This is a genomic window from Nitrosomonas communis, from assembly GCF_024102715.1.
Taxonomy (GTDB): Bacteria; Pseudomonadota; Gammaproteobacteria; order Burkholderiales; family Nitrosomonadaceae; genus Nitrosomonas; species Nitrosomonas communis_B.
Genome location: NZ_JAGFJM010000081.1, coordinates 1 through 24241 on the forward strand (window position 1 = coordinate 1; position 24241 = coordinate 24241).

Genomic DNA, 24241 nt, shown 5'->3' on the forward strand with positions numbered 1-24241 from the left:
GCCACGCTCCATTGCTTAGGTCACTCGGATAACGCTTCCTACACTTTTTGTTGATTCATGATACCGCCTGTTTATAGAAAATTCCTTACATTAACGCTAGGATTCAGAATTTCCAAACAGTTTCTTACAAAGACAAGTTATTCACCATACAGTACCAGACTTGGTGGAACGAAGCTGAAAAAGAAAAGGAGGAAGGTCAGAACAACTGCGTGTACACACGCCTAAACCGTGCACTTGACTGGATGGATATTTGTCGCGATTACGATATCCCTAATACCTCGGGCGCTTTCATCAGCTTCAAAGACAGTTCGGTACCCACCAGAACTTACTTTGATAAAAGTTACAACGAGCTGGTAAAAATAAAGCAAACCCGCGTAAAAGATCCCTACAATCATTTCAGTTCGCGCAAAACGATTATCTGATTGGATTTAACCCAGAAACCATAGCTGGGCAGGATGTGGTGTGCGGTGCTCCAGTTGAGAGGAAAGGTTAGTCGCAGGGCTGCCCTTTGCATTGCAAAGGGCAGCGTATTCGTTGCTGGAGCAAATTGACCAGATTGGGCCGCGACGTATCTGATAGTAATCTCGCCATATAAGTGGGCTGCAAAATTTTGAACATGCTCCTATAGATCATGCGTTAATTTTCCAGCTAAGCAGCCAACTACGGCTTCTAGGATTATCCAGTAGCAGCATCAGGTGTGTTATCGCGCTAACAAGATCAAGGTTTATACCAGCCCTCCGTCAATCAGTTGTAACACCCGTTCTGCCTGGCTGGCAAGGTGTGCATCATGCGTGACGATGACAAGGGTGGCATTGACTTTACGATTGAGCTCCAGCATTAAATTAAACACACCCTCGGCGGTATGACGATCCAGATTACCAGTCGGCTCATCAGCCAGCACACAGGCTGGTTGGGTTACCAGCGCGCGTGCCACTGCTGTCCGTTGACGTTCTCCGCCAGAAAGTTCGCCAGGGGTATGAGTCAGGCGATGGCCCAGGCCTACCAGCTGCAGCATTTCTGCTGCGCGCTCCATTGCTTCGCGCTTGTTCATGCGCCGTATCCGCAGCGGCATGGCAACATTTTCCTGCGCGCTGAACTCTGGCAGCAGATGGTGGAACTGATAAATAAAACCGAGGGATTGATTGCGCAGCTGGCATCTTTTTTCTTCGCTGATAGTGGTGAGGTCTTGCCCCAGCAGCAGAATTTCACCTTTGCTTGGCGAATCGAGTCCGCCGAGCAGATGCAGCAGCGTGCTTTTACCCGAACCGGAAGCACCGACAATTGCAACCATTTCACCCTTGTTCAGCGTCAAATTGATTCCTTGCAACACAGGCACTTCCAGTTTGCCCTGAAAGTAGCTTTTGTAGAGATCGTGGCAAGAGATGACCGTATTATTCATAGCGCAGCGCCTCCGCTGGATTGACTTTTGATGCGCGGTAACTTGGGTAAAGCGTTGCCAGTAAAGTCAGCAGGAAGGATACTGCTGCCACTGTCACGATGTCCTCAAGCTGGGGGTCAGAAGGTATTTCACTGATGTAATAAACCTCCTGTGAGAGAAACTGTACGCTAAACAGTTGTTCGATGAATGCAACCACTTCACCAACGTTATAAGCCAGCAGCATGCCGCCTATGAGCCCCAGTACCGTGCCAAGCACACCGATTAACGTTCCCTGAACGATAAATATTTTCATAATGCTGCCAGGACTGGCGCCCAAGGTACGCAGGATGGCGATATCTGATTGTTTATCGGTCACCGCCATGACCAGGGTGGAGACGATATTGAAGGCTGCGACCGCGATAATTAATGCCAGAATCAGCGACAGCATGCGCTTCTCGATCTGGATGGCGCGGAAGTAATTGGCATGCTGATGGGTCCAGTCAGTGAGATAATTGTCAGCAGCAACCACTAATGACAGGTCGCGCACTACTTGTGGCGCCTGGAACATATCCTGCAGTTTCAGCCGCACGCCAGAAACCTGGCCGGGTTCCATGCGATAGAGTTTCTGGGCGTCTGCCATGTGAATCAATGCCAAGCCAGAATCATATTCATAGTGACCTGCCTCAAACACACCGGTTACGGTAAATTGTTTCAGACGGGGTAAGATGCCGGCAGGGGTTACTTGCCCTTGCGGTGAAATCAGGACAATCTTGTCGCCTGGAAATGCGCCAAGACTGCGTGCCAGCTCGATACCAATGACAATACCGAATTCACCTGCTGCCAGCCGATTGAGCTCGCCCATTACCATCATTTGCGCAAAATCGGCCACGCGGCTTTCATCATCAGGCAAAATCCCGCGCACGATGACGCCCCGCACGACCTGATTATGCGACAACATGCCTTGTGCGTTGACGTAGGGTGCTGCCGCGACGACCAGCGGATGCTTGCTAGCTGTGTCGGCAACAGTTTGCCAGTTGGTTAAAATCCCATTGATGCTGCTGATTTGAACGTGCGAGGCCACACCCAGTATCCGCGAGCGGATTTCCTTGTGAAAGCCATTCATCACGGACATGACCGTAATGAGTGCGGTCATGCCCAGCGTGATACCGAGCAAGGAAATCAGGGAAATAAAAGAGATAAAGTGATTGCGCTTTTTTGCACGTGTGTAGCGTAGACCGATTAACAGTTCATAAGGTGACACGAATATTTTTCCCCGAAAAATGAATTTTAGCGTATGTCATATTCTAATGAAGCTGAGCGAGTAAGTGACAGGAAATTTCCAGATTAAGCCTGAATTTCTGTCAAATTACAGAAAGAGTGCTGCGAGTCTCCAGTATAATCGCTCTCAAGAAATCAGGATTTGCCATTGAGTGTGATCGACATATGTTGCGTGAGGGAAAGATTCGGGTTATTGGTGGCAAGTGGCGCAGCCGTGTGATCACTTTCCCCGAGGAGCAATACTTACGGCCAACGCCTGATCGCGTGCGGGAAACAGTGTTTAATTGGCTGGGGCAGGATTTAACCGGTAAGCGTTGTTTGGATTTGTTCGCAGGCAGCGGAGCGATGGGTTTTGAGGCTGCGTCACGCGGGGCAGAGCATGTCGTGATGGTAGAATTGAATAAAAGCATCATGCGTGGTTTGCATGTTACCCGGGAAAAGCTGGGAGCAACGCAAGTGGAATTAGTGCAGATGAATGCGCTGGCGTTTATCGCTGCTGATGTCAGACAATATGATGTCATTTTCTTGGATCCCCCTTTTCAGTTTGACTTGTTACCTGACTTAATCGCACAGTTGCCTGGCCGTATGACAGAAAATGCGTTGGTTTATGTTGAAAGTGATCATGGCACCGAGCTTAATGAGCAGTGGCTGGTATGGCGAAGCGGGCGGGCAGGCAAGGTTTACTATCGATTACTAAAATTGAATGAAAATGGATAAAGCGGTTTATCCCGGCACTTTCGATCCTCTGACGCGTGGTCATGAGGATCTGGTGCGCCGTGCGGCAAAATTATTTGACAGGGTGATCGTGGCAGTTGCTGCTGATAGTGGTGGCAAGGCACCCTTTTTTTCATTGAGCGATCGCATCAAAATGGCGCAAGAAGTGTTGAAGGACTGCTCAAATATTCAAGTGATGGGGTTTTCTGGCCTGCTGACTGAGTTTTTACAGCAACAAAATGCCCGCATCATTCTGCGAGGTTTGCGGGCGGTATCTGATTTTGAATATGAGTTTCAGCTGGCAGGAATGAATCGTAGCTTGTATCCGGATGTTGAAACGGTTTTCATGACCCCTTCTGAGCAGTACATGTTCATTTCCGCAACAATCGTGCGGGAAATTGCCCGACTTGGAGGGGATGCAGGTAAATTTGTGCATCCCATTGTTGCGCAAGAGTTACGTCAAAAAATGAAAAACTGATTTGTTGAGGTTGCTGGTATGGCGTTAATAATTACAGATGAATGTATCAATTGTGATGTATGCGAACCGGAATGCCCTAACGGCGCAATTTCGCAAGGTGAGGAAATTTATGTGATCAATCCCAATTTATGCACCGAGTGTGTGGGGCATTATGACACGCCCCAATGCGTTGAAGTTTGCCCGGTTAATTGCATCATCACCAATCCGGATGTGATCGAGAGCCGCGAGCAATTGCTGGCCAAATATCAGGCGCTGACTACTGGCGCGGAGCGAGCTCCTCGGGAATAGCATAGCGCCTTGCTCCAAAAATAGCAGTACCTACGCGTACAATGGTTGCACCTTCTGCAATCGCGATATCCATATCTTCAGACATGCCCATTGATAGCGTGTCGATATCGAATCCATCCTGTTTGAGCTGATCAAATATTTTCCGCATTATCTGGAATTGTTCCCGCTGAAGGGCGGTGGCAGAAGTAAGCTCGGGTACCGCCATCAAGCCGCGCAATTTTAACCGGGGTAACTGGCTGACAAAAGCAGCCAGTTCTGCTGCCTGCTCAGGCGCGATACCGCTTTTGGTGACTTCGCCACTGACATTGACTTGTACACAGACTTGCAGCGGCGGTAACGACTCGGGCCGGGCATTAGATAGGCGAACAGCAATTTTTTCCCTATCCACGCTGTGGACCCAGGAAAAGTTTTCAGCAATGGGTTTTGTTTTGTTGCTTTGGATTGGACCAATAAAATGCCACTCGATGGGCAGATCGGCAAGCGCATGAATTTTTATCAATCCTTCCTGCAAGTAGTTTTCTCCGAATACAGTTTGCCCTGCCTCCCAGGCTTCTCTTAACTTTTCGGGTGGATTGGTTTTGCTGGCAGCCAATAACAGAATATCTTCAGGGCGTCGTCCTGCGTTCCTGGCAGCTTCTGCAATGCGTGATTTGACTGTTTGCAGACGTGTGGCAATGGTTGTCATGATGTGCTAATGGCAATGAAAAACAATGAAATGGGTACGTATCGGGGTAAGGCGTATTAGCCAAGGATGGCTATCAATCACTTAATCTCTTCTCAATTTTTATTTATTCCTACCGTTGATAAGCAAACAGGCTTTTTTTACTTTAAGCTGGAAAATCAGGAACACTCTGAACTGACCAGCATCACCTATTCATAAAAAATTTAGGAATTTAGATGAACATAGTAGAGCTACTTGCCTTTGTGGTCAAGAATAACGCCTCTGATTTGCATTTGTCTGCCGGCATGCCGCCAATGATACGCGTGCATGGCGACATCAGGCGTATCAACTTGCCAGCAATGGAGCATAAAGATGTGCATGATATGGTGTATGACATCATGAATGACAGTCAGCGTAAATTCTATGAAGAGCATCTGGAATGTGATTTTTCTTTCGCTGTCCCTAATCTCGCCCGTTTCCGGGTAAATGCTTTCAATACCAACCGAGGCGCGGCCACGGTCATGCGCACCATCCCGTCAACAGTGCTGACGCTGGAGCAGATCAAAGCCCCCAAGATTTTTGCTGAGATTGTGCAACAGCCACGTGGTGTGGTGCTAGTGACGGGGCCAACCGGCTCCGGCAAGTCAACTACATTGGCTGCAATGATCAACGAAATTAATGAAAATCAGTACGGCCATATTCTAACGCTCGAGGATCCGATCGAGTTTGTTCATGAAAGCAAGAAGTGCCTGATCAATCAACGCGAAGTCGGCCGAGATACCCATAGTTTCGCCAATGCCCTGCGCGCCGCTTTGCGGGAAGATCCGGATATCATTCTAGTGGGTGAGATGCGTGACTTAGAGACGATACGCCTGGCGATGACCGCAGCAGAAACAGGTCATTTGGTATTTGGCACATTGCACACCAGTTCAGCAGCCAAAACGATTGATCGCATCATCGATGTTTTTCCTGCGGAAGAAAAGGAAATGGTACGCGCCATGCTCTCTGAATCACTGCGAGCAGTTATCTCTCAGACCTTGCTGAAGACCAAAGAAGGCACCGGACGGGTGGCGGCGCATGAAATCATGATTGGTACGCCGGCCATCCGTAATTTGATTCGGGAAGGCAAGGTAGCGCAGATGTATTCCACTATTCAGACTAGCGGAGCGGTGGGAATGCAGACGCTTGATCAGAATCTGGCCGATCTCGTGAAGCGCAATGTCGTTGCTCTGGGAGAAGCAAGAGCTAAAGCAATGAACAAGGATAATTTCCGAGGTTGATGGACTCAATTAAATTGAAAAGGATTTGAAAATCGGTCATGGAACAAGAGCAAGTCATTAAATTCATGCACGATCTGCTGCGCTTGATGCTCAGTAAAAAAGCTTCTGATTTGTTTATCACAGCAGGGTACCCGCCTGCGTTTAAAATTGATGGAAAAATGACGCCGGTATCACAGCAGCAGCTCTCACCGCAGCATACGGCTGAGCTGGCGCGGGCTATCATGAATGATAAGCAGGCGGCAGAGTTTGCAGCGAGCAAGGAATGCAATTTCGCTATTCATCCCCATGGGATTGGGCGATTCCGTGTCAATGCCTTTGTGCAGCAGCAGCGGACGGGATTGGTGATCCGCACAATTACCACGCAAATTCCGAAATTTGATGATTTAGGGCTGCCACCGGTGCTGAAAGAGGTGGTGATGAGCAAGCGTGGTCTGGTCATTTTCGTGGGCGGCACCGGCTCAGGCAAATCGACTTCACTCGCCGCTCTGATCGGCCATCGTAACCAGAACAGCTATGGCCATATCATCACCATCGAAGATCCCGTGGAGTATGTGCATGAACATATCAATTGTGTTGTCACCCAACGGGAAGTCGGCGTGGATACCGCTTCCTGGGAAGCTGCACTAAAGAATACCTTGCGCCAGGCACCCGATCTCATTCTAATTGGCGAGATTCGTGATCGCGAAACCATGGAGCATGCGATTGCTTTTGCTGAAACAGGCCACTTATGCATGGGGACGCTGCATGCCAATAGCGCCAATCAGGCGCTTGACCGCATTATCAATTTCTTCCCGGAAGAGCGGCGGGCGCAGCTGCTGATGGATTTATCATTAAATTTGCGCGCATTGATCGCGCAGCGGCTGATTCCCAAGAAAGAAGGCAAGGGACGGGTGGCGGCGATTGAGGTGATGCTGAATTCTCCGCTGATTTCCGATCTGATTTTTAAGGGAGAGGTACATGAAATCAAGGAAATCATGAAGAAATCGCGCGAGCTCGGCATGCAAACGTTTGATACGGCGCTCTTTGAGCTTTACGAGGCTGGACACATCAGCTATGAGGATGCACTGAGAAATGCCGATTCCATGAATGAACTGCGTTTGCAAATCAAGCTACATGGTGCGGAAGCAAGGCACGCGGACATCAATGCGGGCATTGAGCATTTGACAATTACCTGATGGGATGAGAAGGTGAAGTTGTTGTTGGAACATTCTGGTTGCCTCGGCAAAGCGAGCAATGCTCGATTTGCCGGTTTCAAATTAGTTCTTTTCTGCTACCACCCGGTCATTTAAAGCCTGCGGCAGTCTTGCATTGCCATCATAAAAACCTTTGAGCCTGTTCAGCTGTTCCTCCGATATGGTGATAGTATTTGTCAGGATATACCAGTCTACACCCTCGCTACAGGGTGGCGTGGTTAATGATCCTGCCAGCGTATGGTAGTGTTTTCTGTCATGTGGAAGCAGCAATGTCGGCTTGATATGAATGCCAGTGTCCGCATTATGACTTTTTTCAGTTGGCGGCATATTATCCAGAATAGTTTGGAAAACCTGATTTTCTTCGCCGATTTCCATGAGAACTCCCAAAACTGCAATCTTTCCATCATCCCTGACATGAACAAAGTGTAATTCAGCCGGGAAGGTTTGGGTGTCAATTACATGTTCGCTGGGAGCATGAAAGTGAAGCTGAATGAGCGGATAGGCTGCTGCTCCGACGAGTAATTGGCCTTGATAATGGTCAGAAAAGTTGACTTGCACGGCGTGACCAGTGTTATAAAAATCCACGGTATCAGCCGGATAGAGCGTTTTTATCCTGTTTAATCGCTTTGAAGCGCTGGTCGAAGCAAGGTCAACCGGTGATTGGTGATGCCCGATGCTGCATTCGGCAAAGGGATACATTTTAGGAACTTCGGTTTGAGACGAATCCTCGAGCTTGCCCCAATCTGCCTGCATTGTATGATCCCAATGAGGCTCTTCCGCTACGGCGACTGTGGCAATAGCAAACAAAAAAGTGAGTACTGATCCAGTAAAAAGTGTTTTTATTTTCATTGTTGTAACGATTCCTTTGATCAAAATTAGCAGGTATGTTTTTTACAATAATCGGCCATGCGGGATTTTCTTTGAGAGCTTGATTGTTGCTGCGGCAGTGATGATTTATTTTCAGCTGATGACGAGCTGGAAGCGGGTTTCTGCGATGACTGATTGGTTTGTGTGACCGTAGACGAGGGTTGGTTTGTGGTGCTAGCTGTTTCTGAAGCAATGACACTTGAAAAAGCCATACTCAAACCTGCAGCAACAAGAGCTTGTTTGATAAACATAGAGATCTCCTTCTGGTATAAAAAACACTGAATTAGATTAGAAATGTATGGAAACACTGAGATTATTGATTTACTGTTTATTTTCCCTCCTATACATTGATTAAATGACATTTGAATGCTATGTGTATCCAGACCACAATTTGCATCGTCTTGCGGAGCACTTGCTCGCTAGCATGATCTTTGTTACTGCTATTAAAGATTTCCAGTCAAAACTGGTATCAATGAAATAAAGTACATCACATAAGCTAAAAAAAATGTGAAGATAAGAGGAGTACTGCTAAGACTGTTTGCGGCTTGAAGTTACCAGTTATACGATATCATCGTATGTTTGGCGCGCTGATTGATATAAATAAAATTCAGTCAGCAAGGACTTTGTCTTGCTGAATCAATAAGATTAATGTTAGCTCTGCTATCAAAGGCAGAGGTATGAATGAACGTTTATAATTGCTTATTTAAACGTTGGATTCATTGATCCTGAGCGCTACGGCTGATTGCTTGGTTGGTAAGATAAGGATATGATTTGTAGGGAAATTTTTGCGCACAGCTGGATGGTGAGGCTGCTACAGCATATGCTATCTTCCATCCAGCTAGATTTTGGTTTGTTCACTGTTTTGCCAGGAGATTATTTTTTACTGATTCCCAGAAACAAGTTTTTTAGCAGCAGCACAAATAAAAAAGGAATAAAACTCATCCCTGTCACCCAGTAGTGCTCGTAAGTGAACTGATCGCCTTCATCCATAATGATGTACATAAAAAAAATACCGACAGGAGCAATTAAGGCAAGCATTTGCAGTAATAGAAATAATTTCTTAATCATTGGGTTAGTTTATTCATTAATGTTGTTGGTTATTACAAAACAAAAGCTGACGGATTTATGTTCCGCCAAAGTAAATTTGAGTTTAGTATAAAAAAGAATATAAAACTTTTGAATCTTCCTGTGTAGCAGATAAATGGAAGTTATACTTATTATTACCAATTTTCCTGACAAAGCAAGCGCGCTGATGCTTGCTCAAAAACTCATGGAAAGCCGGCTTGCAGCTTGCGTTAATATATTGGCTGAGTCCACTTCTGTGTACCGTTGGCAGGGAAAGACTGAAACGATCGATGAAATACCGATCTTTATTAAAACGCTGGCGGAGCAGTATGCTGCGGTGGAAAAGATCATCAAGGCGATGCATCCCTATGAACTCCCTGAGGTTATCGCTGTCCCTGTAAAGACTGGATTACCTGCATACATGCAGTGGATTGCTGATGAGGTGGCCAATCATTCTTGAACTAGCAATAGTAAAAATAATTTTGAGTAAGCTATGCGTTTAATTCAACTTTTTCTGATTTTATTTTGTCTTGTTAGCGCAAATGTTGTTGCCGAAGAAGAAAAGCGCTCCAGTGACTCCGGTGTACTATCGATACTGCAAAAATTGGGTGCGAGCTTTGGGCAAGCTGAACAGGAGTTGCTACCCCCAGATGAGGCATTTAAATTCTCAATCGAGGTGCGTGATGAGCGCACGCTCATCGCTAATTTTATTCCTGCAAAGGACTATTATCTCTATCGCGACAAAATTGCCTTCGAGCCAAAAAGCGATGGCATTTATATAGAAAAAATTACGCTACCACCAGGCAAAATGAAGGATGATCTGACCTTCGGGAAAACAGAGGTCTATTATCAGCCCGTTCAGGCTATTATTTCATTAAAACGAGAATCATCAGCAGCCGATCAGCTTTCTCTTGCCACAACCTATCAGGGTTGCAATGAACCGATAGGCGTGTGCTATGCACCGATCAAAAAAGAAAGCGACATAACACTTCCAGCAATCAAAGCAGCCTTGAATGCAGTAGCCGAAACGATCAGTGGCAACGCAACTGCTGCAACTGGGGATGCTGCTGCCGAATTGTTTGGAACACCTTCCAGATTGCCCGCTATTGAAACTGAGTCATACAAAATCGAGCAAATGTTTGCGAGTGGTAATTTCTGGTTGATTTTGACGGGCTTTTTTGGCATAGGCTTATTGCTTGCTTTTACGCCGTGCGTTTTTCCTATGTTTCCGATTTTATCGGGCATTATTGCTAACAGAAGTCAGCACCTTACTAAAGGCCGCGGATTTGTGCTGGCGCTTGCCTATGTTCTGGGAATGGCGATCGCTTATGCCATTGCCGGCATTGCTGCCGGCTTGTCTGGGACCATGCTCTCTGCAGCCCTGCAAAATGCCTGGGTATTAGGCACTTTTGCGTTGATTTTTGTCATGCTGGCTTTTTCGATGTTTGGCTTTTACGAATTGCAATTACCAGATTTTTTCCAGAGCAAGCTTTCAGAAGAAGCAAGACAGCTGCAAGGTGGGCGTTTATCTGGAGTATTTGGCATGGGGGCGCTATCGGCATTGATCGTCAGTCCTTGTGTCGCAGCTCCACTTGCGGGGGCATTGCTCTATATCAGCCAAACGCGGGATGTTGTACTCGGCGGGTCGGCATTATTCGTAATGGCGCTAGGCATGGGTGTCCCTCTGTTATTACTAGGCGCATCAGCGGGTGCTTTGCTGCCCAAATCAGGCCCATGGATGGAATCGATCAAGCAATTTTTTGGTGTACTGTTACTGGCAGTTGCTCTTTGGATGATATCACCGGTGATTCCTGCAGTTGCTTATATGTTATTGTGGGCAGCGTTGCTGATCATCTCGGCTATTTATCTGCATGCGATCGATCCTTTGCCTGAAAGAGCCTCAGGTTTCAGCAAATTTCTTAAGGGTATCGGCGTCATTGCGTTAATGATTGGGGTTGCCCTGCTGATAGGTGTATTGTCCGGTAGCCGAGATATTTTGCAGCCGCTGTCAAAATTGAGTATTGTTAGCGCCGGAAATAGTGAAATATCCCAGTCTGTAGGGGTTGATCAAGCTGATTATCTGCCGTTCCAGCGGATAAAAACGGTAGCTGAGCTCGATGAAGTTATCAAGCAGTCAAGAAACAAATACATCATGGTGGATTTTTATGCCGATTGGTGTATTTCCTGTAAGGAGATGGAGCGATTTACCTTTACTGATACGAGAGTGCAGGCGCGCTTGAAAGATGTTGTTCTGCTGCAAGTGGATGTAACTGCTGGAACACCTGACGATGCAGCGCTACTCAAGCATTTCAAATTGTTTGGGCCGCCAGGAATTCTATTTATTGACCGTCAAGGGCGGGAAATACCGAACATCAAGATCATCGGCTATCTCAATAAGGAAGATTTCCTTTCCGTATTGGATGCGGTATTGATTTAGTCCGACTGTTTTATCCGTTTATTTTATTAACCAGAGGAAAATTGCATGTCGAAATTAGGCAAGTTGTTGCTGTATGCAGCTATCGCCTTCGGAGCGATCGCTGCAGGAGTTATATTCAAAACTCAGCAGATGAATGTACAGTTGAGTGGTGCTGTCAAACAAGCAGGCGGGGAAGCATTCTTTGCTGCTAGCTTGCCGGATATTGAAGGCAATTTGCAATCTTTTTCTCAATGGCGCGGAAATGTTCTGCTGGTGAATTTCTGGGCCACGTGGTGCATGCCCTGTCGTGAAGAAATACCCGAGCTTATTGAAGCACAAGATAAATTCCGTGAGCAGGGACTGGTCCTGGTTGGCATTGCTATCGATCAAAAAGAAAAAGTGGAAGCATTCAGTAAAGAGTTTGCTATCAATTATCCTGTCGTAGTGGGAGACGTGGAGGCGTTTTCACTGGCAGAGGCAATGGGAAATACGCAAGGCGCTTTACCTTATACGGTAATAATCAATCGAGATGGTGAAATCGTTGATGCCCATTTAGGACGCATTCACCTGGATAAAGTCGAAAAGAGACTAAAATCCTTGCTGTAAATTTTATAAAGAATGCAGCTAGCCGACATCATATTGATGAGTCATTTTGTATTTGTGCTATTCGTCGTCGGCAGTCTGCCTGTAATTTGGCTCGGTGCTTGGCTGCATTTAAAATTCGTTCGAAATCTTGCATTTCGACTAATCCACCTTGTAGCCATACTGTTTGTGGTGGCTGAGTCGATAGTAGGTATTACTTGTCCATTGACCAGATGGGAATATGAGTTGCGTGAGATTGAAGCAGATCGCAGCTTTATTCAGTACTGGCTGCATCGAATACTTTACTATGATTTTCCGGAAAGTGTGCTGACAGTAAGTTATGTGGTATTCGCGCTGCTGGTGGCGATAACTTTTAAATTGGTCCCGCCAGCTATTCCCGGAAAATACAAATCTAAGTATTAAATAAACGTCGTTTCATCGCGTTCTGTTTCGTTTAAGCTATTCTTGGCAAGGAGTTCTGCCACTGACGGCTCAAATGTTTCTTCGTCAAAAGCTTTGTCTCCATCAACAACTGGGCTACCATGCGGCTTAAGACCTTGAAAATCGTAAAGTGTTGAATCCGCCAGGTGAGATAATTTTATATTTTGGAGCGCAGTAAACATTGTCTCAAGTCTACCTGGAAATTTTTTATCCCATTGCTGCATCATTTCTTTGATGACTTGTCGCTGCATATTTGGTTGTGAGCCACATAAATTGCAGGGGATGATGGGAAAATTCTCGAGCTCGGCATAAGCGGCCAAATCCTTTTCCTTGCAGTATGCCAGCGGACGAATCACGATATGATGGCCATCATCACTGACTAGTTTGGGTGGCATTGCCTTTAGCTTGCCGCCATAAAACATGTTGAGGAAAAACGTTTCGAGAATGTCGTCTCTATGGTGACCTAAAGCTATTTTAGTCGCACCGAGTTCAGTCGCAACGCGATAGAGTACGCCCCGGCGCAAACGGGAACATAAACTACATGTTGTCTTTCCTTCAGTAATGACGCGTTTGACCACGCTGTAGGTATCCTGTTCGACAATACGAAATGGCATGCCTATTTGGGTAAGGTATTCAGGTAATACATGCTCAGGGAAACCGGGTTGTTTCTGGTCCAGATTGACGGCAATCAGCTCAAAATCCAATGGAGCATGAGCCTGTAGATTGCGCAAAATATCGAGTAACGCATAGCTATCTTTTCCACCCGATAAACAAACCATCACCCGGTCACCAGATTCGATCATATTAAAATCAGCGATAGCCGTTCCTACCAAACGACGCAATCTTTTGCGAAGCTTGTTGGTGTTATATTGTATTTTTCTGGATAATATTTCCATCATAAAAATTGACGTAAGTCAGAAAGTTCTAAACTACTTTGGCTTGTATAGCGCATGAGCCGCAATAAATTAAATAGTTTAACAGCCGGAACAATAAAACAGTAATATGTTCTAATAAGTGGATTTAAAATGGCTGTTATGTACTAAAAGCAGAGAGGACAGAATTATATGAAGAAACATATCGCTGTATTCTTCTCGATTTTGATGTTCTGGGTGGTTAGTGTTTCTGCTGATTTGAATCACAAGCACGATAGTGCGTATCCCGCGGTCATTGGTGAGCCTGGTGATCCTGCCAAGGTGACACGCACGATTGAAATAAAAGCATTTGATAACCATTTTTTGCCTGCCGAGATTAATGTGGTGCAAGGCGAGACTGTTAGATTCATTGTTAAGAATGAAGGATTGAAGCGGCATGAAATGGTCATTGATACATTGGAAAATTTAAAAGAACACGCAAAGATAACACGCTCAAACCCTGGTTTGGTGCGCGAAGATCCTAACTACCTCAACATGCTGCCAGGTGAGCAGAAAGAGCTCGTATGGCACTTTACTGAAAGTGGCATAGTCCATTTTGCTTGTGGTTATCCTGGCCATTTCAAAGGGATGCGTGGAAAGATAAATGTGGAGATAAAATGAAAATAGAAATGAACAGATTTTTTCTGAAACCAATCATGGCAGGTGTGTTGGCATTGGCAGCATTTACAGTATCTGCTGGTGAGACGGTTGAGGTCTATAAAAGTCCAACATGTGGCTGTTGCTCAAAATGGATTGATCATCTGAGAGATCATGGGTTTACTGTGAATGCGCATGATGTAGGTAATAAAGAAGCTAGAGCGCGTGCAGGCATTTCTCCTTCTTTAGGATCGTGCCATACCGCTATGGTGAACGGCTATGCCATTGAAGGTCATGTGCCGGCACGGGATATTAAACGGCTTCTGAGAGAGCGTCCTCAAGCAGTTGGACTGGCTGTTCCTGAGATGCCACATGGTTCTCCCGGCATGGAAGGTGCTCGTAGTGATCCTTATGATGTATTGCTGATCAAAGAAAAAGGGGATCAACGACGCGATGCAACGGTTTACAATAGCTATAACACATCAGGGCAAAAAAGGTTTAAGTAAGAGCAGCAATTAGAATGAGTAAAATTTAACGAGTGCTGATTTTTTATGCAGTTTTATAAAAAGAAGAATATCTCTCAGTTGTTGTCAATAAGCGGACTTATTCTAATTTCGGGTTGCACTGATCCTGTTTCAACGGCCACGAAGCTTTTGCAGCAAATTCAGCAAGGGCAAACAGCAATGATTGAGCGAAATTTTGATCCTGCCCAGGTTGCTCGTGGGCAGGCGATTTTTCAGCAAAATTGTGCTGTTTGTCATGGAGCAAATGCTGAAGCAACTCCAGATTGGAGGAAACCATTGGAAAATGGGAGATATCCGCCGCCACCTTTGGATGGAACCGCGCATGCTTGGCATCACTCAACTGAAGAATTAAAGCGTTTTATTTTAAAAGGTGGCCCACCGGGCGAGGGACGTATGCCAGGCTGGGAAGATAAACTCACAGAACAGGAAATTGATGACATTCTTGTCTGGATTAAGTCTTTATGGCCTGACGAAGTATATGATGCTTGGTATAAACGAATTGAAAACAGGTAAAGATTTTTTCCGGGCTAAGTAATCAATTTTAAGACAGAAGTTTGCTGATTTGCCTCTTACCCGTGCTTGTTTGAATAAATGATAACTGGTAGGTATTCAGTTATTCTCAGATGGCGCGCCCAACACGATTCGAACGTGTGACCCCCGCCTTCGGAGGGCGGTACTCTATCCACTGAGCTATGAGCGCGTAATATTCAAAATTGCAGATTTACTTTAACGGAAAATCTATTGGGATCTATACGCTTGACTCAACCTTTGGCAAGGCTGGATAAATACGCACTACTTTGACTGCTTGATTTTTTGTTTGAATAATTTCCATAGGATATCCAGCGATATTTAATCCAATTCCTGCTTCGGGAATATCTTGAAAATGTTCCAGAATCAAACCGTTTAAAGTTTTGGGCCCATCGATAGGTAAATGAAACCCAAGCTTCCGATTAAGATCACGCAATAAAATACTTCCTTCTACCATTATACTACCATCTGGCTGTTGAATGAACGTGCTTGTTTGAGTAGGCGGGTGCGTTGTAAATTCGCCGATAATTTCTTCAAGAATATCTTCCAACGTTACCAGTCCTACCCACTCGCCATATTCATCGACCACTAACCCCATCCGTTTCTTATTTTCTTGGAATAATTGTAATTGTGAGAACAAGGGTGTGCCGGAGGGGATAAAATAAGGCTCCTGCATCACTTTCTCAAGTGTCGCTGCTGTAATTTTACCGCCTTTCATTTGGTTGAATACCTTGCGCACATGAATGATGCCAACAACATTATCAAGATGTCCACGATAGAGTGGTAACCGAGTATGGTGGCAAGTTAGCAGTTGATCATGGATAGCATCATCCTCAGCCTCTAGATCGAGTGCTTCAATCTGGCTTCTGGGTACGATGACATCGTCAACGGTAACTGTTTCAAGATCGACCAGATTCACCAGAACACTTTGATGCTTTTTCTGAATGAAATGACCTGCCTCCAACACAAGTGTTTTAAGTTCCTCGGGGCTGATTTTATGGGCTGTGTTTTCCTTGGGTTTCAAGCGAAAAAGAATCAAAAGTCCTTGTACAAAAAGATTAATGAACCAAACCACCGGATAGAAAATTTTAAGCAGGGGTGTTAATACATAACTTGCTGTTAATGCAATCTTTTCTGGATAAGTGGCGGCAATGACTTTAGGTGTGATTTCGCTGAATATCAGTATTGCTAGCGTCACACCGATAGTGCCGACCAGTAACGCAAGATCATTATGTGCAAAGAGAGAGGAAATAATCACCGCCACCAGTGTTGCTGCGGCAGTATTCAGCAGATTATTTCCCAGCAAGATCACACCGAGCAGCCTATCGGTATTGGCCAATAATTTGGTAGTTAAGCGTGCACCACGATGTCCCTGTTTGGCAAGATGTTTTAAGCGATAGCGATTAATCGCCATCATGCTGGTTTCGGAAAGCGAAAAAAAGCCAGATAAAATCAATAATAGGATTAATGCTGCAAGTAATAGAGGTAACGAAACGTCTTCCAACTGGCTTTATCCTCGTGATCTCCCGCAACCCAAGCACAAAGGTAACCTTACACTCATGTTAATACTTATGCATTGGTTCGAGCTACCAATCAGCATATCTTATTTCAGTGCGAAGTGCTCTTGCTATTTATTTCTGTAGCCAATCGAAATAAACATAGCTTTTTTGCGGGACTTTCGATTCATCAAAACGCTTAAGTTCCTCTTGATTGACTTTCTTATCCCACCAAATAGCGCGTGCTTCCTTTTGCTGTTCCACCAGATGCGGTCTTTTTGCAAATAATTCACGCATAAATTTGGTATGCTCAGATTCATACATATAGTCCATAGTCGATTTGCTCATGATATTAATAATTTGTAGAATTTAATGTTAGTTCTTTTGTGAATGTAATTATTGTCAATAATAACTGCAACTGGGTAAATTATAAAAGAAGAAAAACTATTAAGAAAAGATTAAGCTAATGGTTAATGAGGAAAAGCTATTCAAATTTAATGGAAAGTTTGTATTTATCGGTTTTGGAAGTGTGGGGCAGGGGTTTCTTCCTTTGCTGTTAAGACATGTTGATATTTCGCCTGCTCAGATCAAGATTATTGCCGCAGATGATGGTGGCAGAATTGAGGCAGAAAGCCAAAATATTTCATATACAGTCAACCCGCTTACGCCACTGAATTATCATCAGATACTTGATCCCTTGCTGGAACCGGGTGATTTCTTGCTCAATGTTTCTGTTAATGTATCCAGTCTGGCTTTAATCGAATTATGCCACACAAGAGGCGCTCTGTATCTTGATACTTGCATAGAGCCTTGGCTGGGAGGTTACGACGATGCTAATTTATCGCTTTCAGAGCGCTCTAATTATGGATTGCGTGAAAAAGCATTGATGCTTCGCGAAAAATTGGGTGGTGGTCCAACAGCCATTCTTTGTCATGGAGTCAATCCTGGCCTTGTTTCTCATTGGGTTAAGCAGGCGCTTCTCAACATTGCGCAGAGTCAGAGTGTTGGGTTGGATTTGCAGATTCCGGCAACACGGGAGCAGTGGGCAAGGTTGGCGCAGATGCTAAATATCACGGTGATCCAATGCGCAGAGCGCGATACGCAAACAATCCATCCGCCTAAGCGTATTGATGAGTTTGTCAATACCTGGTCAATTGATGGTTTTGTTTCCGAGGGAATCCAACCTGCAGAGCTGGGCTGGGGTAGTCATGAAAAATATGAACCAGCTGATGGCAAACATCATGACTTCGGTTGTGATGCGGCCATTTATTTGATGCGACCAGGTGTGCAAACACAGGTGTATGGTTGGACACCGCTGCAAGGTGCGTATCGTGGTTTTTTGATCACTCATAGCGAATCCATTTCTCTGGCGGATTATTTAACAGTCAAGGAAGGAAACAAGCTTTGCTACCGGCCAACCGTTTATTACGCTTATCATCCTTGTGATGCAGCCGTTTTGTCGCTGCACGAGTTCAATGGAAAGAATTTAAAGCTTCAGTCAAAAACCCGCTTGCCAATGGATGATGTTTATGATGGTGCTGATGAGCTCGGCGTGTTGTTGATGGGACATGCTAAAGGCGCATATTGGTATGGTTCGGTATTATCTATTCATGAAGCGAGGAAACTTGCTCCTCACAACAACGCAACTAGTTTGCAGGTAGCGGCCGGTGTACTGGCTGGCGTCATCTGGGCCATGAAAAATCAGCAAGCAGGTATTATCGAGCCTGATGAAATGCCCTTTGCTGAGGTGCAGGAAGTGGCGGCGCCATACTTGGGAAAAATGGTTGGGCAGTACAGTGACTGGACGCCGCTGCAAGGGCGCGGAGATCTGTATGAGGAAGATTTGGATAGAGCTGATCCATGGCAATTTAAGAACTTTCGTGCTGATTGAATTGCTGATGGTTCGCTCCTTCTTGCGCTGCCGGCTTGCAGTGTGATGGCGATAACAATGTTTCACGTGAAACATATGCTTCCGAGACTAAACTTTTTGTGAATAAAAATTGTGAATGCCTTAGAATTGTGCGGTAATGAGATTACCAGTTTTACAGCACATATATGAGCTTTTCGCAAAACTTTGATGTTATCGTAGTAGGCGGCGGTCATGCCGGGACAGAGGCGGCATTGGCGGCAGCGCGCATGGGGCGGAAAACATTGTTGCTCACCCATAATCTCGAAACATTGGGGCAGATGTCTTGTAATCCATCCATAGGTGGGATTGGTAAGGGGCATTTAGTCAAGGAAATTGATGCTTTGGGAGGCGCGATGGCTGAGGCCATTGACGAAGCGGGCATACAGTTCCGCATGCTTAATTCCAGCAAAGGGCCAGCTGTACGCGCGACGCGAGCACAGGCGGATCGGGTGCTTTATCGTCAAGCCATTCGCAGGCGCCTGGAAAATCAACCCAATCTATGGCTGATTCAACAGGCAGTAGACGATCTTATGTTGCAAGGCGAGCAGATTGCGGGCGTGGTTACCCAGCTTGGCGTTAAATTTTTTGCACGAACAGTCGTCCTGACAACCGGCACATTTCTGGCCGGATTAGCGCATGTGGGTAACAATAATTTTCAAGCAGGCAGAGCGGGTGATGCGCCTTCAATTAGTCTGGCGCAACGCTTGCGTGAATTGAAATTGCCGGTTGGGCGTCTCAAAACCGGTACGCCTCCGCGAATCGATGGGCGCAGTATCAATTATTCCTTGCTGCAGGAGCAGCCAGGAGATGATCCTGTGCCGGTATTTTCATTTCTGGGCAATGCGGCACAGCATCCACGCCAGATATCTTGCTGGATTACCCGCACGAATCGCCGCGCGCATGACGTTATTCGCGGCGGGTTGGATCGTTCACCGTTATTTACTGGAAAGATAGAAGGTATCGGCCCACGTTACTGCCCATCGATTGAAGACAAGATTGTTCGTTTTTCAGACAAAGATTCGCATACGATTTTTCTTGAACCGGAAGGGCTGGATACGCATGAAGTGTATCCTAACGGTATTTCGACCAGTTTGCCGTATGATGTGCAAATCGAGCTGGTGCGCTCGATCAAAGGCCTGGAAAATGCCCATGTCACTCGTCCGGGTTATGCCATCGAATATGATTATTTTGATCCGCGCGCACTTAAAAGCTCACTGGAAACGCGGGCGATTGAAGGATTGTTTTTTGCAGGCCAAATCAATGGCACCACCGGTTATGAGGAGGCGGCAGCGCAGGGATTGCTGGCTGGCTTGAATGCTGCTCTTAAAGTGCAAGAGCATGCTGCATGGTGTCCGCGTCGCGACGAAGCCTATCTGGGTGTGTTAGTCGATGATCTCATTACCCGTGGCGTGACCGAGCCTTATCGCATGTTTACCAGCCGCGCAGAATATCGTTTGCAGTTACGCGAAGATAATGCGGATATGCGCTTGACTGAAGTAGGTTATCGGTTAGGGTTGGTCAGCGAATCGCGCTGGCAGGCATTCGAGATTAAACGCGCGGCAATCGAAGTTGAGCAGCAAAGATTGCGTAATGTATGGGTGCGCCCAGGCATGCTGCCAGATGTGGAGTTAATCAGGGTGCTTGGTAAAACCATAGAAAAAGAATATTCGTTGCATGAATTGCTGCGCCGTCCTGATGTGACTTATGCGAGCTTAATGTCATTGCTCGATGCTGAAGAGACTGTCGCCGATGAGCAAGTCGCTGAGCAAGTGGAAATCAATATCAAATATGAAGGGTATATCGAGCGCCAGAAGCAGGAGGTTGCCCGCCATAATCACTATGAAATGACGAGTCTGCCAAAAGATATTGATTATCGGAGCGTGCGCGGTCTTTCCAGTGAAGTGCAACAAAAGTTGAATCAGCATAAACCCGAAACGATTGGTCATGCAGCGCGTATTTCTGGCGTCACGCCGGCGGCCATTTCCTTGTTGCTGGTGCATCTGAAGCGTGGTTTTATTCTATCGGAAATAAAATAAAAATATGAATCTAGAAAAACAATTACTGGAAGGTCTGGATAAGCTTGCCTGTGGTTTACCTCAAGAGCGGGAGCAGATCAGCACCCACTTGCTGCAATATATCCTGTTCCTGGATAAATGGAATCGCGTGCATAATTTGACTGCTGTGCGTAAACCAGAAGAAATGGTGACGAAGCATATACTCGACAGCTTGACTTTGCTGCCTGCCATGAGCGGTACTCATCATGCTGATGTGGGCAGTGGCGCAGGGCTGCCTGGTATTCCGCTGGCGATTACTCAGCCTGATTGGCATGTGACTTTGATTGAAAGTAATCAGAAAAAAGCCGCTTTTTTAACGCAAGCATGTATTGAATTAGCGCTGAAAAATGTCAAGGTGGTATGCGAGCGGGTTGAACGTTTCTTTCCTGCTACAAAATTCGATACAGTGATTTCGCGCGCATTTGCTGAACTAAGTGCTTTTACTCAAGCAGCGGAGCATTTGTGCGCTGATAATGGTACAAGCAGGCTGATCGCGATGAAGGGTCGCTTTCCCGATGCTGAGCTGATGCAGCTACCTCAGCAATTTGAGGTTGAAAAAGTGTTGCGTGTCATGGTGCCTGGCTTAAGAGCTGCGCGACACTTGATCGTTATTAAACCTGCGCAAGGATAAAGTCAATTTCTAGGTGTATACCAGTTAAGGAGCGAGCAAAGTGGTAAAAATTCTTGCGATCGCCAATCAAAAAGGAGGTGTCGGTAAAACGACCACAGGAATCAATCTGGCAGCAAGCCTGGTTGAAGCCGGTAAACGCGTGCTTTTAGTGGATCTGGATCCGCAAGGAAATACCACCATGGGCAGCGGTGTCGATAAACGTCACTTGCAGCATACGATTTATCATGTTTTACTGGGTGAACGGCCTATTGCTGATGTTCGTGTTGCTGTCAGCCCCGGCAAATATGATTTGGTTCCGGCTAATCAGGATCTGGCTGGCGCCGAGGTGGAAATGGTTCATCTGGCGCAAAGGGAGACGCGCCTTAAAGCAGCTCTGCTCACCTTGAAGGAAGAATATGATTTTATCTTCATGGATTGCCCGCCAGCGCTCAATTTACTGACATTGAATGGCCTGTGTGCAGCGCAGGCGGTAATGATTCCAATGCAGTGCGAATACTTCGCGCTGGAGGGATTGAGCGATCTGGTCAATACCATCAAAAGAGTGCGAGTCAATTTTAATCCTACCCTTAAAATTGAAGGCTTGCTACGCACCATGTTCGATCCGCGCAATGTTTTAGCAAAACAGGTTTCTGATCAACTACAGCAGCACTTTGGCAGTAAGGTTTACCGAACGGTGATTCCGCGCAACATCCGGTTGGCTGAGGCGCCTGGATTTGGCGCGCCCGCTTTATTCCATGATAGATTATCGAAAGGAGCACAGGCCTATCTTGCGCTTGCCCAAGAGGTCATGAGCAGTACAGCGTAGTACGTTAGCTTTTTCGCAAAAATTAAAAAAACGACGGATGATTAAGAGCACATGGCGAAGTTAAAAGGTCTGGGAAGAGGGCTTGATGCATTATTATCAAGCACTCATGATGATTATGTATTAACAGAATCCTTGCAGCACCTGGAAATTAATTTGCTGCAACCAGGTAAATATCAACCACGCACCAGCATGGATCAAGCGTCTCTGCTGGAGTTGTCCGAATCGATCAAGGCGCAAGGCGTGATGCAGCCCGTGCTAGTGCGCCCGCTGGCGGCCGAACGCTATGAAATCATCGCAGGCGAGCGGCGCTGGCGAGCGGCGCAGTTAGCAGGGTTGACGCAAGTACCCGCCATCATTCGGGAGGTGCCGGATGAGTCGGCGTTGGCCATGTCACTCATTGAAAATATCCAGCGCGAAAATCTGAATCCATTGGAAACAGCCATGGGCATTCAGCGGCTCATCAGAGAGTTTGGCATGACACATCAAACGGCAGGCGAGGCGCTAGGCAGCTCACGCAGCGCCATTTCCAATTTGCTGCGCTTGCTTAATCTGGCTGCACCGGTGCAAGAGTTGATGATGCAGGGAAAAATTGATATGGGTCATGGGCGTGCGCTGCTCGTTCTACCTGCAGTGAAACAGATTGAAGTGGCCAATTTAATCGCACATAAGCAGTTGTCAGTGCGCGAAACCGAAAAGCTGATCAAACGCCTCGAGCAAGAGCCAGTGAAAAGGCAACCTAAGCAGGATCGTGATTTGCTGCGCCTGCAGGAAGATATCTCCTCCAAACTGGGCGCCAATGTCGTGATTAAGCCTGGAAAAAGCGGCGCAGGCAATGTGATTATTCACTACACCAGTCTGGAGCAGCTCGATGGCATTCTCTCGAAATTCTAGCAGATAGCTGGATTTCCTCGCGCAAAGTAAATGATTAAACGCATCTGGAGGCTATAGGTGAATACGCATACTCTGATCTACCCTGACGTTGCCGCCATTGTCGGCGCGCTTGTCGCAGACGCGGCCTCGCTAGGCTTACACTGGCTTTACGATCCGGCGCGCATTGCAGCAATCGAGAAAAATGGCGAGCTGGTATTCCGCCAACCGAATGCTGCCGATTACGCCGGGACAAGCGGCTTCTTTGCACATGGCCGCAAGCAGGCGGGAGAATCGAGCGGTTATGGCGAAGTGTGCCTGTTAATGCTCAAGCATCTGGCCAAACACGGTGAATTCAAGCGAGCCACTTATCAGCTCGAATACCGTGCTCATTTTGGGCCGGGCGGTGACTATGCCGGTTATATCGACTCACCTACCCGCCAGACCCTGCGTGTGTTATTGCCGCTGGATATCAATAGCTTCCCGCAAATATCCGGTGCGGATGACGATCAAATGCCTGCGCTCGCCACCATTCCCGTGCTGGCGGCAACTTACCATGGTACGCACGAAGCGCTCATGCAGCGTGTCGAAGAAGTGGTGCGCATTACCAATAATAATGATCTCGCTGTTGCCGCAGCGCGTTGCGCAGCGACTGCACTGCAAGGCGTATTGAGTGGCAAACAGATGACACAGGCTTTAACCGATGCCTTGGCCATCGCAGGAGATGTGCTAAAGCCAGTGTTGGAACAAGCGCTTACCATGGATACGCTGGATAGTGTATCGGCTGCTGCGCGCTTTGGTGCGGCTTGTCATGTTGCAGAAGGATTACCCATCGTGTTTCATATCGCCAGGCATGCGCCGGATTATACCACTGCGATTAAAGCCAATATTCGCGCAGGTGGAGATAGCTGTGGCCGCGCCATCATGCTTGGCGCATTGGCCGCTGCATATCAAGCCAAGCAGCAAAATCTGGCCGGCTCCATACCGTTATCCTGGCTGGCGCGCTATAGCAAATTGGCGATGATGGCTGAAGCTTGTGAGGGGATTTGATGGACAATTGTGGTATGAGATTAAAAATCTTATAGGGCGATTTACTTTCATGCTATGTTGCTTCAGTGAATTCAGTTGTAGTCCCTCTCTCACCCCGGATGAACTACAATCTTCTGTGTTACCGTCAGCCATTCCTGCGCGTTGTAGCTCCCTCTCTCACCCCGGATGAACTACAATCAAGGGCGCTGAGGTTGTATTGAGCGAGATGTTGTAGCTCCCTCTCTCACC

General features: G+C 46.5%; 28 protein-coding genes, 1 tRNA gene and 1 CRISPR repeat array (1 of these 30 cut by a window edge). Of the genes, 19 read left to right on the top strand and 10 right to left on the bottom strand.

Features of this window, described 5'->3' with window-relative positions; all coding sequences use genetic code 11:
- Positions 1-209 precede the first annotated feature (209 nt).
- Positions 210-422, top strand: coding sequence for a BBE domain-containing protein (locus tag J5I83_RS07655; RefSeq protein WP_304054651.1), 213 nt, complete (start codon positions 210-212; stop codon positions 420-422).
- Positions 423-724: 302 nt separating this feature from the next.
- Here the strand turns inward: J5I83_RS07655 and lolD are convergent, their stop codons facing one another.
- Together lolD and J5I83_RS07665 are read right to left on the bottom strand one after the other, a co-directional pair.
- Entirely contained in the window at positions 725-1399 is a 675-nt protein-coding gene (gene lolD, locus J5I83_RS07660; protein WP_304054653.1) for a lipoprotein-releasing ABC transporter ATP-binding protein LolD, read from the bottom strand.
- Positions 1392-2639, bottom strand: a complete 1248-nt coding sequence (locus J5I83_RS07665) for a lipoprotein-releasing ABC transporter permease subunit (RefSeq protein WP_304054654.1) — start codon at positions 2637-2639, stop codon at positions 1392-1394. The genes lolD and J5I83_RS07665 overlap by 8 nt, the downstream gene beginning before the upstream one ends.
- Before the next feature lie 182 nt (positions 2640-2821).
- Here J5I83_RS07665 and rsmD point away from each other — a divergent pair, with 182 nt between their 5' ends.
- From rsmD to J5I83_RS07680, 3 genes are read left to right on the top strand one after another with little or no spacing between them, the layout of a single operon-like run.
- Positions 2822-3373, top strand: a complete 552-nt coding sequence (gene rsmD / locus J5I83_RS07670; RefSeq protein ID WP_304054655.1) for a 16S rRNA (guanine(966)-N(2))-methyltransferase RsmD — start codon at positions 2822-2824, stop codon at positions 3371-3373.
- The gene (gene coaD / locus J5I83_RS07675) at positions 3366-3848 is read left to right on the top strand and encodes a pantetheine-phosphate adenylyltransferase (protein ID WP_304054657.1); all 483 of its coding nucleotides are present in this window, start codon (positions 3366-3368) and stop codon (positions 3846-3848) included. Before rsmD ends, coaD begins: the two co-directional genes overlap by 8 nt.
- Before the next feature lie 18 nt (positions 3849-3866).
- Positions 3867-4136, top strand: a complete 270-nt coding sequence (locus J5I83_RS07680; protein ID WP_304054658.1) for a YfhL family 4Fe-4S dicluster ferredoxin — start codon at positions 3867-3869, stop codon at positions 4134-4136.
- On the opposite strand, the gene J5I83_RS07685 is transcribed toward J5I83_RS07680, so the two are convergent.
- Entirely contained in the window at positions 4105-4821 is a 717-nt protein-coding gene (locus J5I83_RS07685) for a YggS family pyridoxal phosphate-dependent enzyme (protein WP_304054660.1), read from the bottom strand. The two genes, J5I83_RS07680 and J5I83_RS07685, sit on opposite strands and share 32 nt — an antisense overlap.
- A gap of 212 nt (positions 4822-5033) precedes the next feature.
- Between J5I83_RS07685 and J5I83_RS07690 the strand changes: the two genes are divergently transcribed.
- Both J5I83_RS07690 and J5I83_RS07695 read left to right on the top strand, forming a co-directional pair.
- Entirely contained in the window at positions 5034-6077 is a 1044-nt protein-coding gene (locus tag J5I83_RS07690; protein ID WP_304054663.1) for a type IV pilus twitching motility protein PilT, read from the top strand.
- A 38-nt stretch (positions 6078-6115) separates the two neighbouring features.
- Positions 6116-7252 carry a PilT/PilU family type 4a pilus ATPase gene (locus J5I83_RS07695; RefSeq protein WP_304054665.1) on the top strand — a complete coding sequence of 379 codons (1137 nt, stop codon included), beginning with the start codon at positions 6116-6118 and terminating at the stop codon, positions 7250-7252.
- 81 nt (positions 7253-7333) lie between these two features.
- On the opposite strand, the gene J5I83_RS07700 is transcribed toward J5I83_RS07695, so the two are convergent.
- The 3 genes from J5I83_RS07700 to J5I83_RS07710 form a co-directional block, all read right to left on the bottom strand.
- Positions 7334-8119, bottom strand: coding sequence for a carbonic anhydrase family protein (locus J5I83_RS07700; protein ID WP_304054667.1), 786 nt, complete (start codon positions 8117-8119; stop codon positions 7334-7336).
- Between the two features lie 26 nt (positions 8120-8145).
- On the bottom strand, positions 8146-8388 hold the full coding sequence (locus J5I83_RS07705; protein WP_304054669.1) for a hypothetical protein: 243 nt from the start codon (positions 8386-8388) through the stop codon (positions 8146-8148).
- A 622-nt stretch (positions 8389-9010) separates the two neighbouring features.
- Positions 9011-9205, bottom strand: a complete 195-nt coding sequence (locus tag J5I83_RS07710; RefSeq protein WP_304054670.1) for a hypothetical protein — start codon at positions 9203-9205, stop codon at positions 9011-9013.
- A 133-nt stretch (positions 9206-9338) separates the two neighbouring features.
- Here J5I83_RS07710 and cutA point away from each other — a divergent pair, with 133 nt between their 5' ends.
- From cutA to J5I83_RS07730, 4 genes are read left to right on the top strand one after another with little or no spacing between them, the layout of a single operon-like run.
- A complete protein-coding gene (cutA, locus tag J5I83_RS07715; RefSeq protein WP_304054672.1) occupies positions 9339-9662 on the top strand; it encodes a divalent-cation tolerance protein CutA in 324 nt (107 codons plus the stop codon).
- Positions 9663-9695: 33 nt separating this feature from the next.
- The gene (gene dsbD, locus J5I83_RS07720) at positions 9696-11639 is read left to right on the top strand and encodes a protein-disulfide reductase DsbD (protein WP_304054674.1); all 1944 of its coding nucleotides are present in this window, start codon (positions 9696-9698) and stop codon (positions 11637-11639) included.
- 45 nt (positions 11640-11684) lie between these two features.
- Positions 11685-12224 carry a TlpA disulfide reductase family protein gene (locus J5I83_RS07725; protein WP_304054675.1) on the top strand — a complete coding sequence of 180 codons (540 nt, stop codon included), beginning with the start codon at positions 11685-11687 and terminating at the stop codon, positions 12222-12224.
- A 12-nt stretch (positions 12225-12236) separates the two neighbouring features.
- Positions 12237-12623 (top strand): DUF2784 domain-containing protein, encoded by a 387-nt coding sequence (locus J5I83_RS07730; RefSeq protein ID WP_304054677.1) that lies wholly within the window; start codon positions 12237-12239, stop codon positions 12621-12623.
- Here J5I83_RS07730 and ttcA read toward each other — a convergent pair.
- Positions 12620-13537, bottom strand: coding sequence for a tRNA 2-thiocytidine(32) synthetase TtcA (gene ttcA / locus J5I83_RS07735; protein WP_304054679.1), 918 nt, complete (start codon positions 13535-13537; stop codon positions 12620-12622). The two genes, J5I83_RS07730 and ttcA, sit on opposite strands and share 4 nt — an antisense overlap.
- Before the next feature lie 168 nt (positions 13538-13705).
- Here ttcA and J5I83_RS07740 point away from each other — a divergent pair, with 168 nt between their 5' ends.
- The 3 genes from J5I83_RS07740 to J5I83_RS07750 are packed head-to-tail and all read left to right on the top strand — an operon-like array spanning position 13706 to position 15186.
- Positions 13706-14173 carry a cupredoxin domain-containing protein gene (locus tag J5I83_RS07740; RefSeq protein WP_304054681.1) on the top strand — a complete coding sequence of 156 codons (468 nt, stop codon included), beginning with the start codon at positions 13706-13708 and terminating at the stop codon, positions 14171-14173.
- A 35-nt stretch (positions 14174-14208) separates the two neighbouring features.
- Positions 14209-14655, top strand: coding sequence for a DUF411 domain-containing protein (locus J5I83_RS07745; protein WP_304054792.1), 447 nt, complete (start codon positions 14209-14211; stop codon positions 14653-14655).
- A gap of 45 nt (positions 14656-14700) precedes the next feature.
- Positions 14701-15186, top strand: coding sequence for a cytochrome c (locus J5I83_RS07750; RefSeq protein ID WP_304054683.1), 486 nt, complete (start codon positions 14701-14703; stop codon positions 15184-15186).
- Between the two features lie 111 nt (positions 15187-15297).
- On the opposite strand, the gene J5I83_RS07755 is transcribed toward J5I83_RS07750, so the two are convergent.
- The 3 genes from J5I83_RS07755 to J5I83_RS07765 form a co-directional block, all read right to left on the bottom strand.
- Positions 15298-15373, bottom strand: a tRNA-Arg gene (locus tag J5I83_RS07755).
- A gap of 48 nt (positions 15374-15421) precedes the next feature.
- The gene (locus J5I83_RS07760; RefSeq protein ID WP_304054684.1) at positions 15422-16705 is read right to left on the bottom strand and encodes an HlyC/CorC family transporter; all 1284 of its coding nucleotides are present in this window, start codon (positions 16703-16705) and stop codon (positions 15422-15424) included.
- A 127-nt stretch (positions 16706-16832) separates the two neighbouring features.
- On the bottom strand, positions 16833-17030 hold the full coding sequence (locus tag J5I83_RS07765; protein WP_304054795.1) for a DUF3460 family protein: 198 nt from the start codon (positions 17028-17030) through the stop codon (positions 16833-16835).
- A 133-nt stretch (positions 17031-17163) separates the two neighbouring features.
- Between J5I83_RS07765 and J5I83_RS07770 the strand changes: the two genes are divergently transcribed.
- The 6 genes from J5I83_RS07770 (at position 17164) to J5I83_RS07795 (ending at position 24013) form a co-directional block, all read left to right on the top strand.
- The gene (locus tag J5I83_RS07770) at positions 17164-18588 is read left to right on the top strand and encodes a homospermidine synthase (protein ID WP_304054687.1); all 1425 of its coding nucleotides are present in this window, start codon (positions 17164-17166) and stop codon (positions 18586-18588) included.
- A 164-nt stretch (positions 18589-18752) separates the two neighbouring features.
- Complete coding sequence (gene mnmG / locus J5I83_RS07775) at positions 18753-20642, top strand: tRNA uridine-5-carboxymethylaminomethyl(34) synthesis enzyme MnmG (protein WP_304054689.1); 1890 nt, start codon at positions 18753-18755, stop codon at positions 20640-20642.
- Positions 20643-20646: 4 nt separating this feature from the next.
- Positions 20647-21291 (top strand): 16S rRNA (guanine(527)-N(7))-methyltransferase RsmG, encoded by a 645-nt coding sequence (gene rsmG, locus J5I83_RS07780; RefSeq protein ID WP_304054691.1) that lies wholly within the window; start codon positions 20647-20649, stop codon positions 21289-21291.
- A 40-nt stretch (positions 21292-21331) separates the two neighbouring features.
- Positions 21332-22096 (top strand): AAA family ATPase, encoded by a 765-nt coding sequence (locus J5I83_RS07785; RefSeq protein WP_304054693.1) that lies wholly within the window; start codon positions 21332-21334, stop codon positions 22094-22096.
- Positions 22097-22147: 51 nt separating this feature from the next.
- Positions 22148-22987, top strand: coding sequence for a ParB/RepB/Spo0J family partition protein (locus J5I83_RS07790; protein WP_304054695.1), 840 nt, complete (start codon positions 22148-22150; stop codon positions 22985-22987).
- Positions 22988-23044: 57 nt separating this feature from the next.
- On the top strand, positions 23045-24013 hold the full coding sequence (locus J5I83_RS07795) for an ADP-ribosylglycohydrolase family protein (RefSeq protein WP_304054696.1): 969 nt from the start codon (positions 23045-23047) through the stop codon (positions 24011-24013).
- 73 nt (positions 24014-24086) lie between these two features.
- Positions 24087-24241: direct repeats of the CRISPR family, unit length 37 nt; unit sequence GTTGTAGCTCCCTCTCTCACCCCGGATGAACTACAAT (it continues 83 nt past the right edge of the window).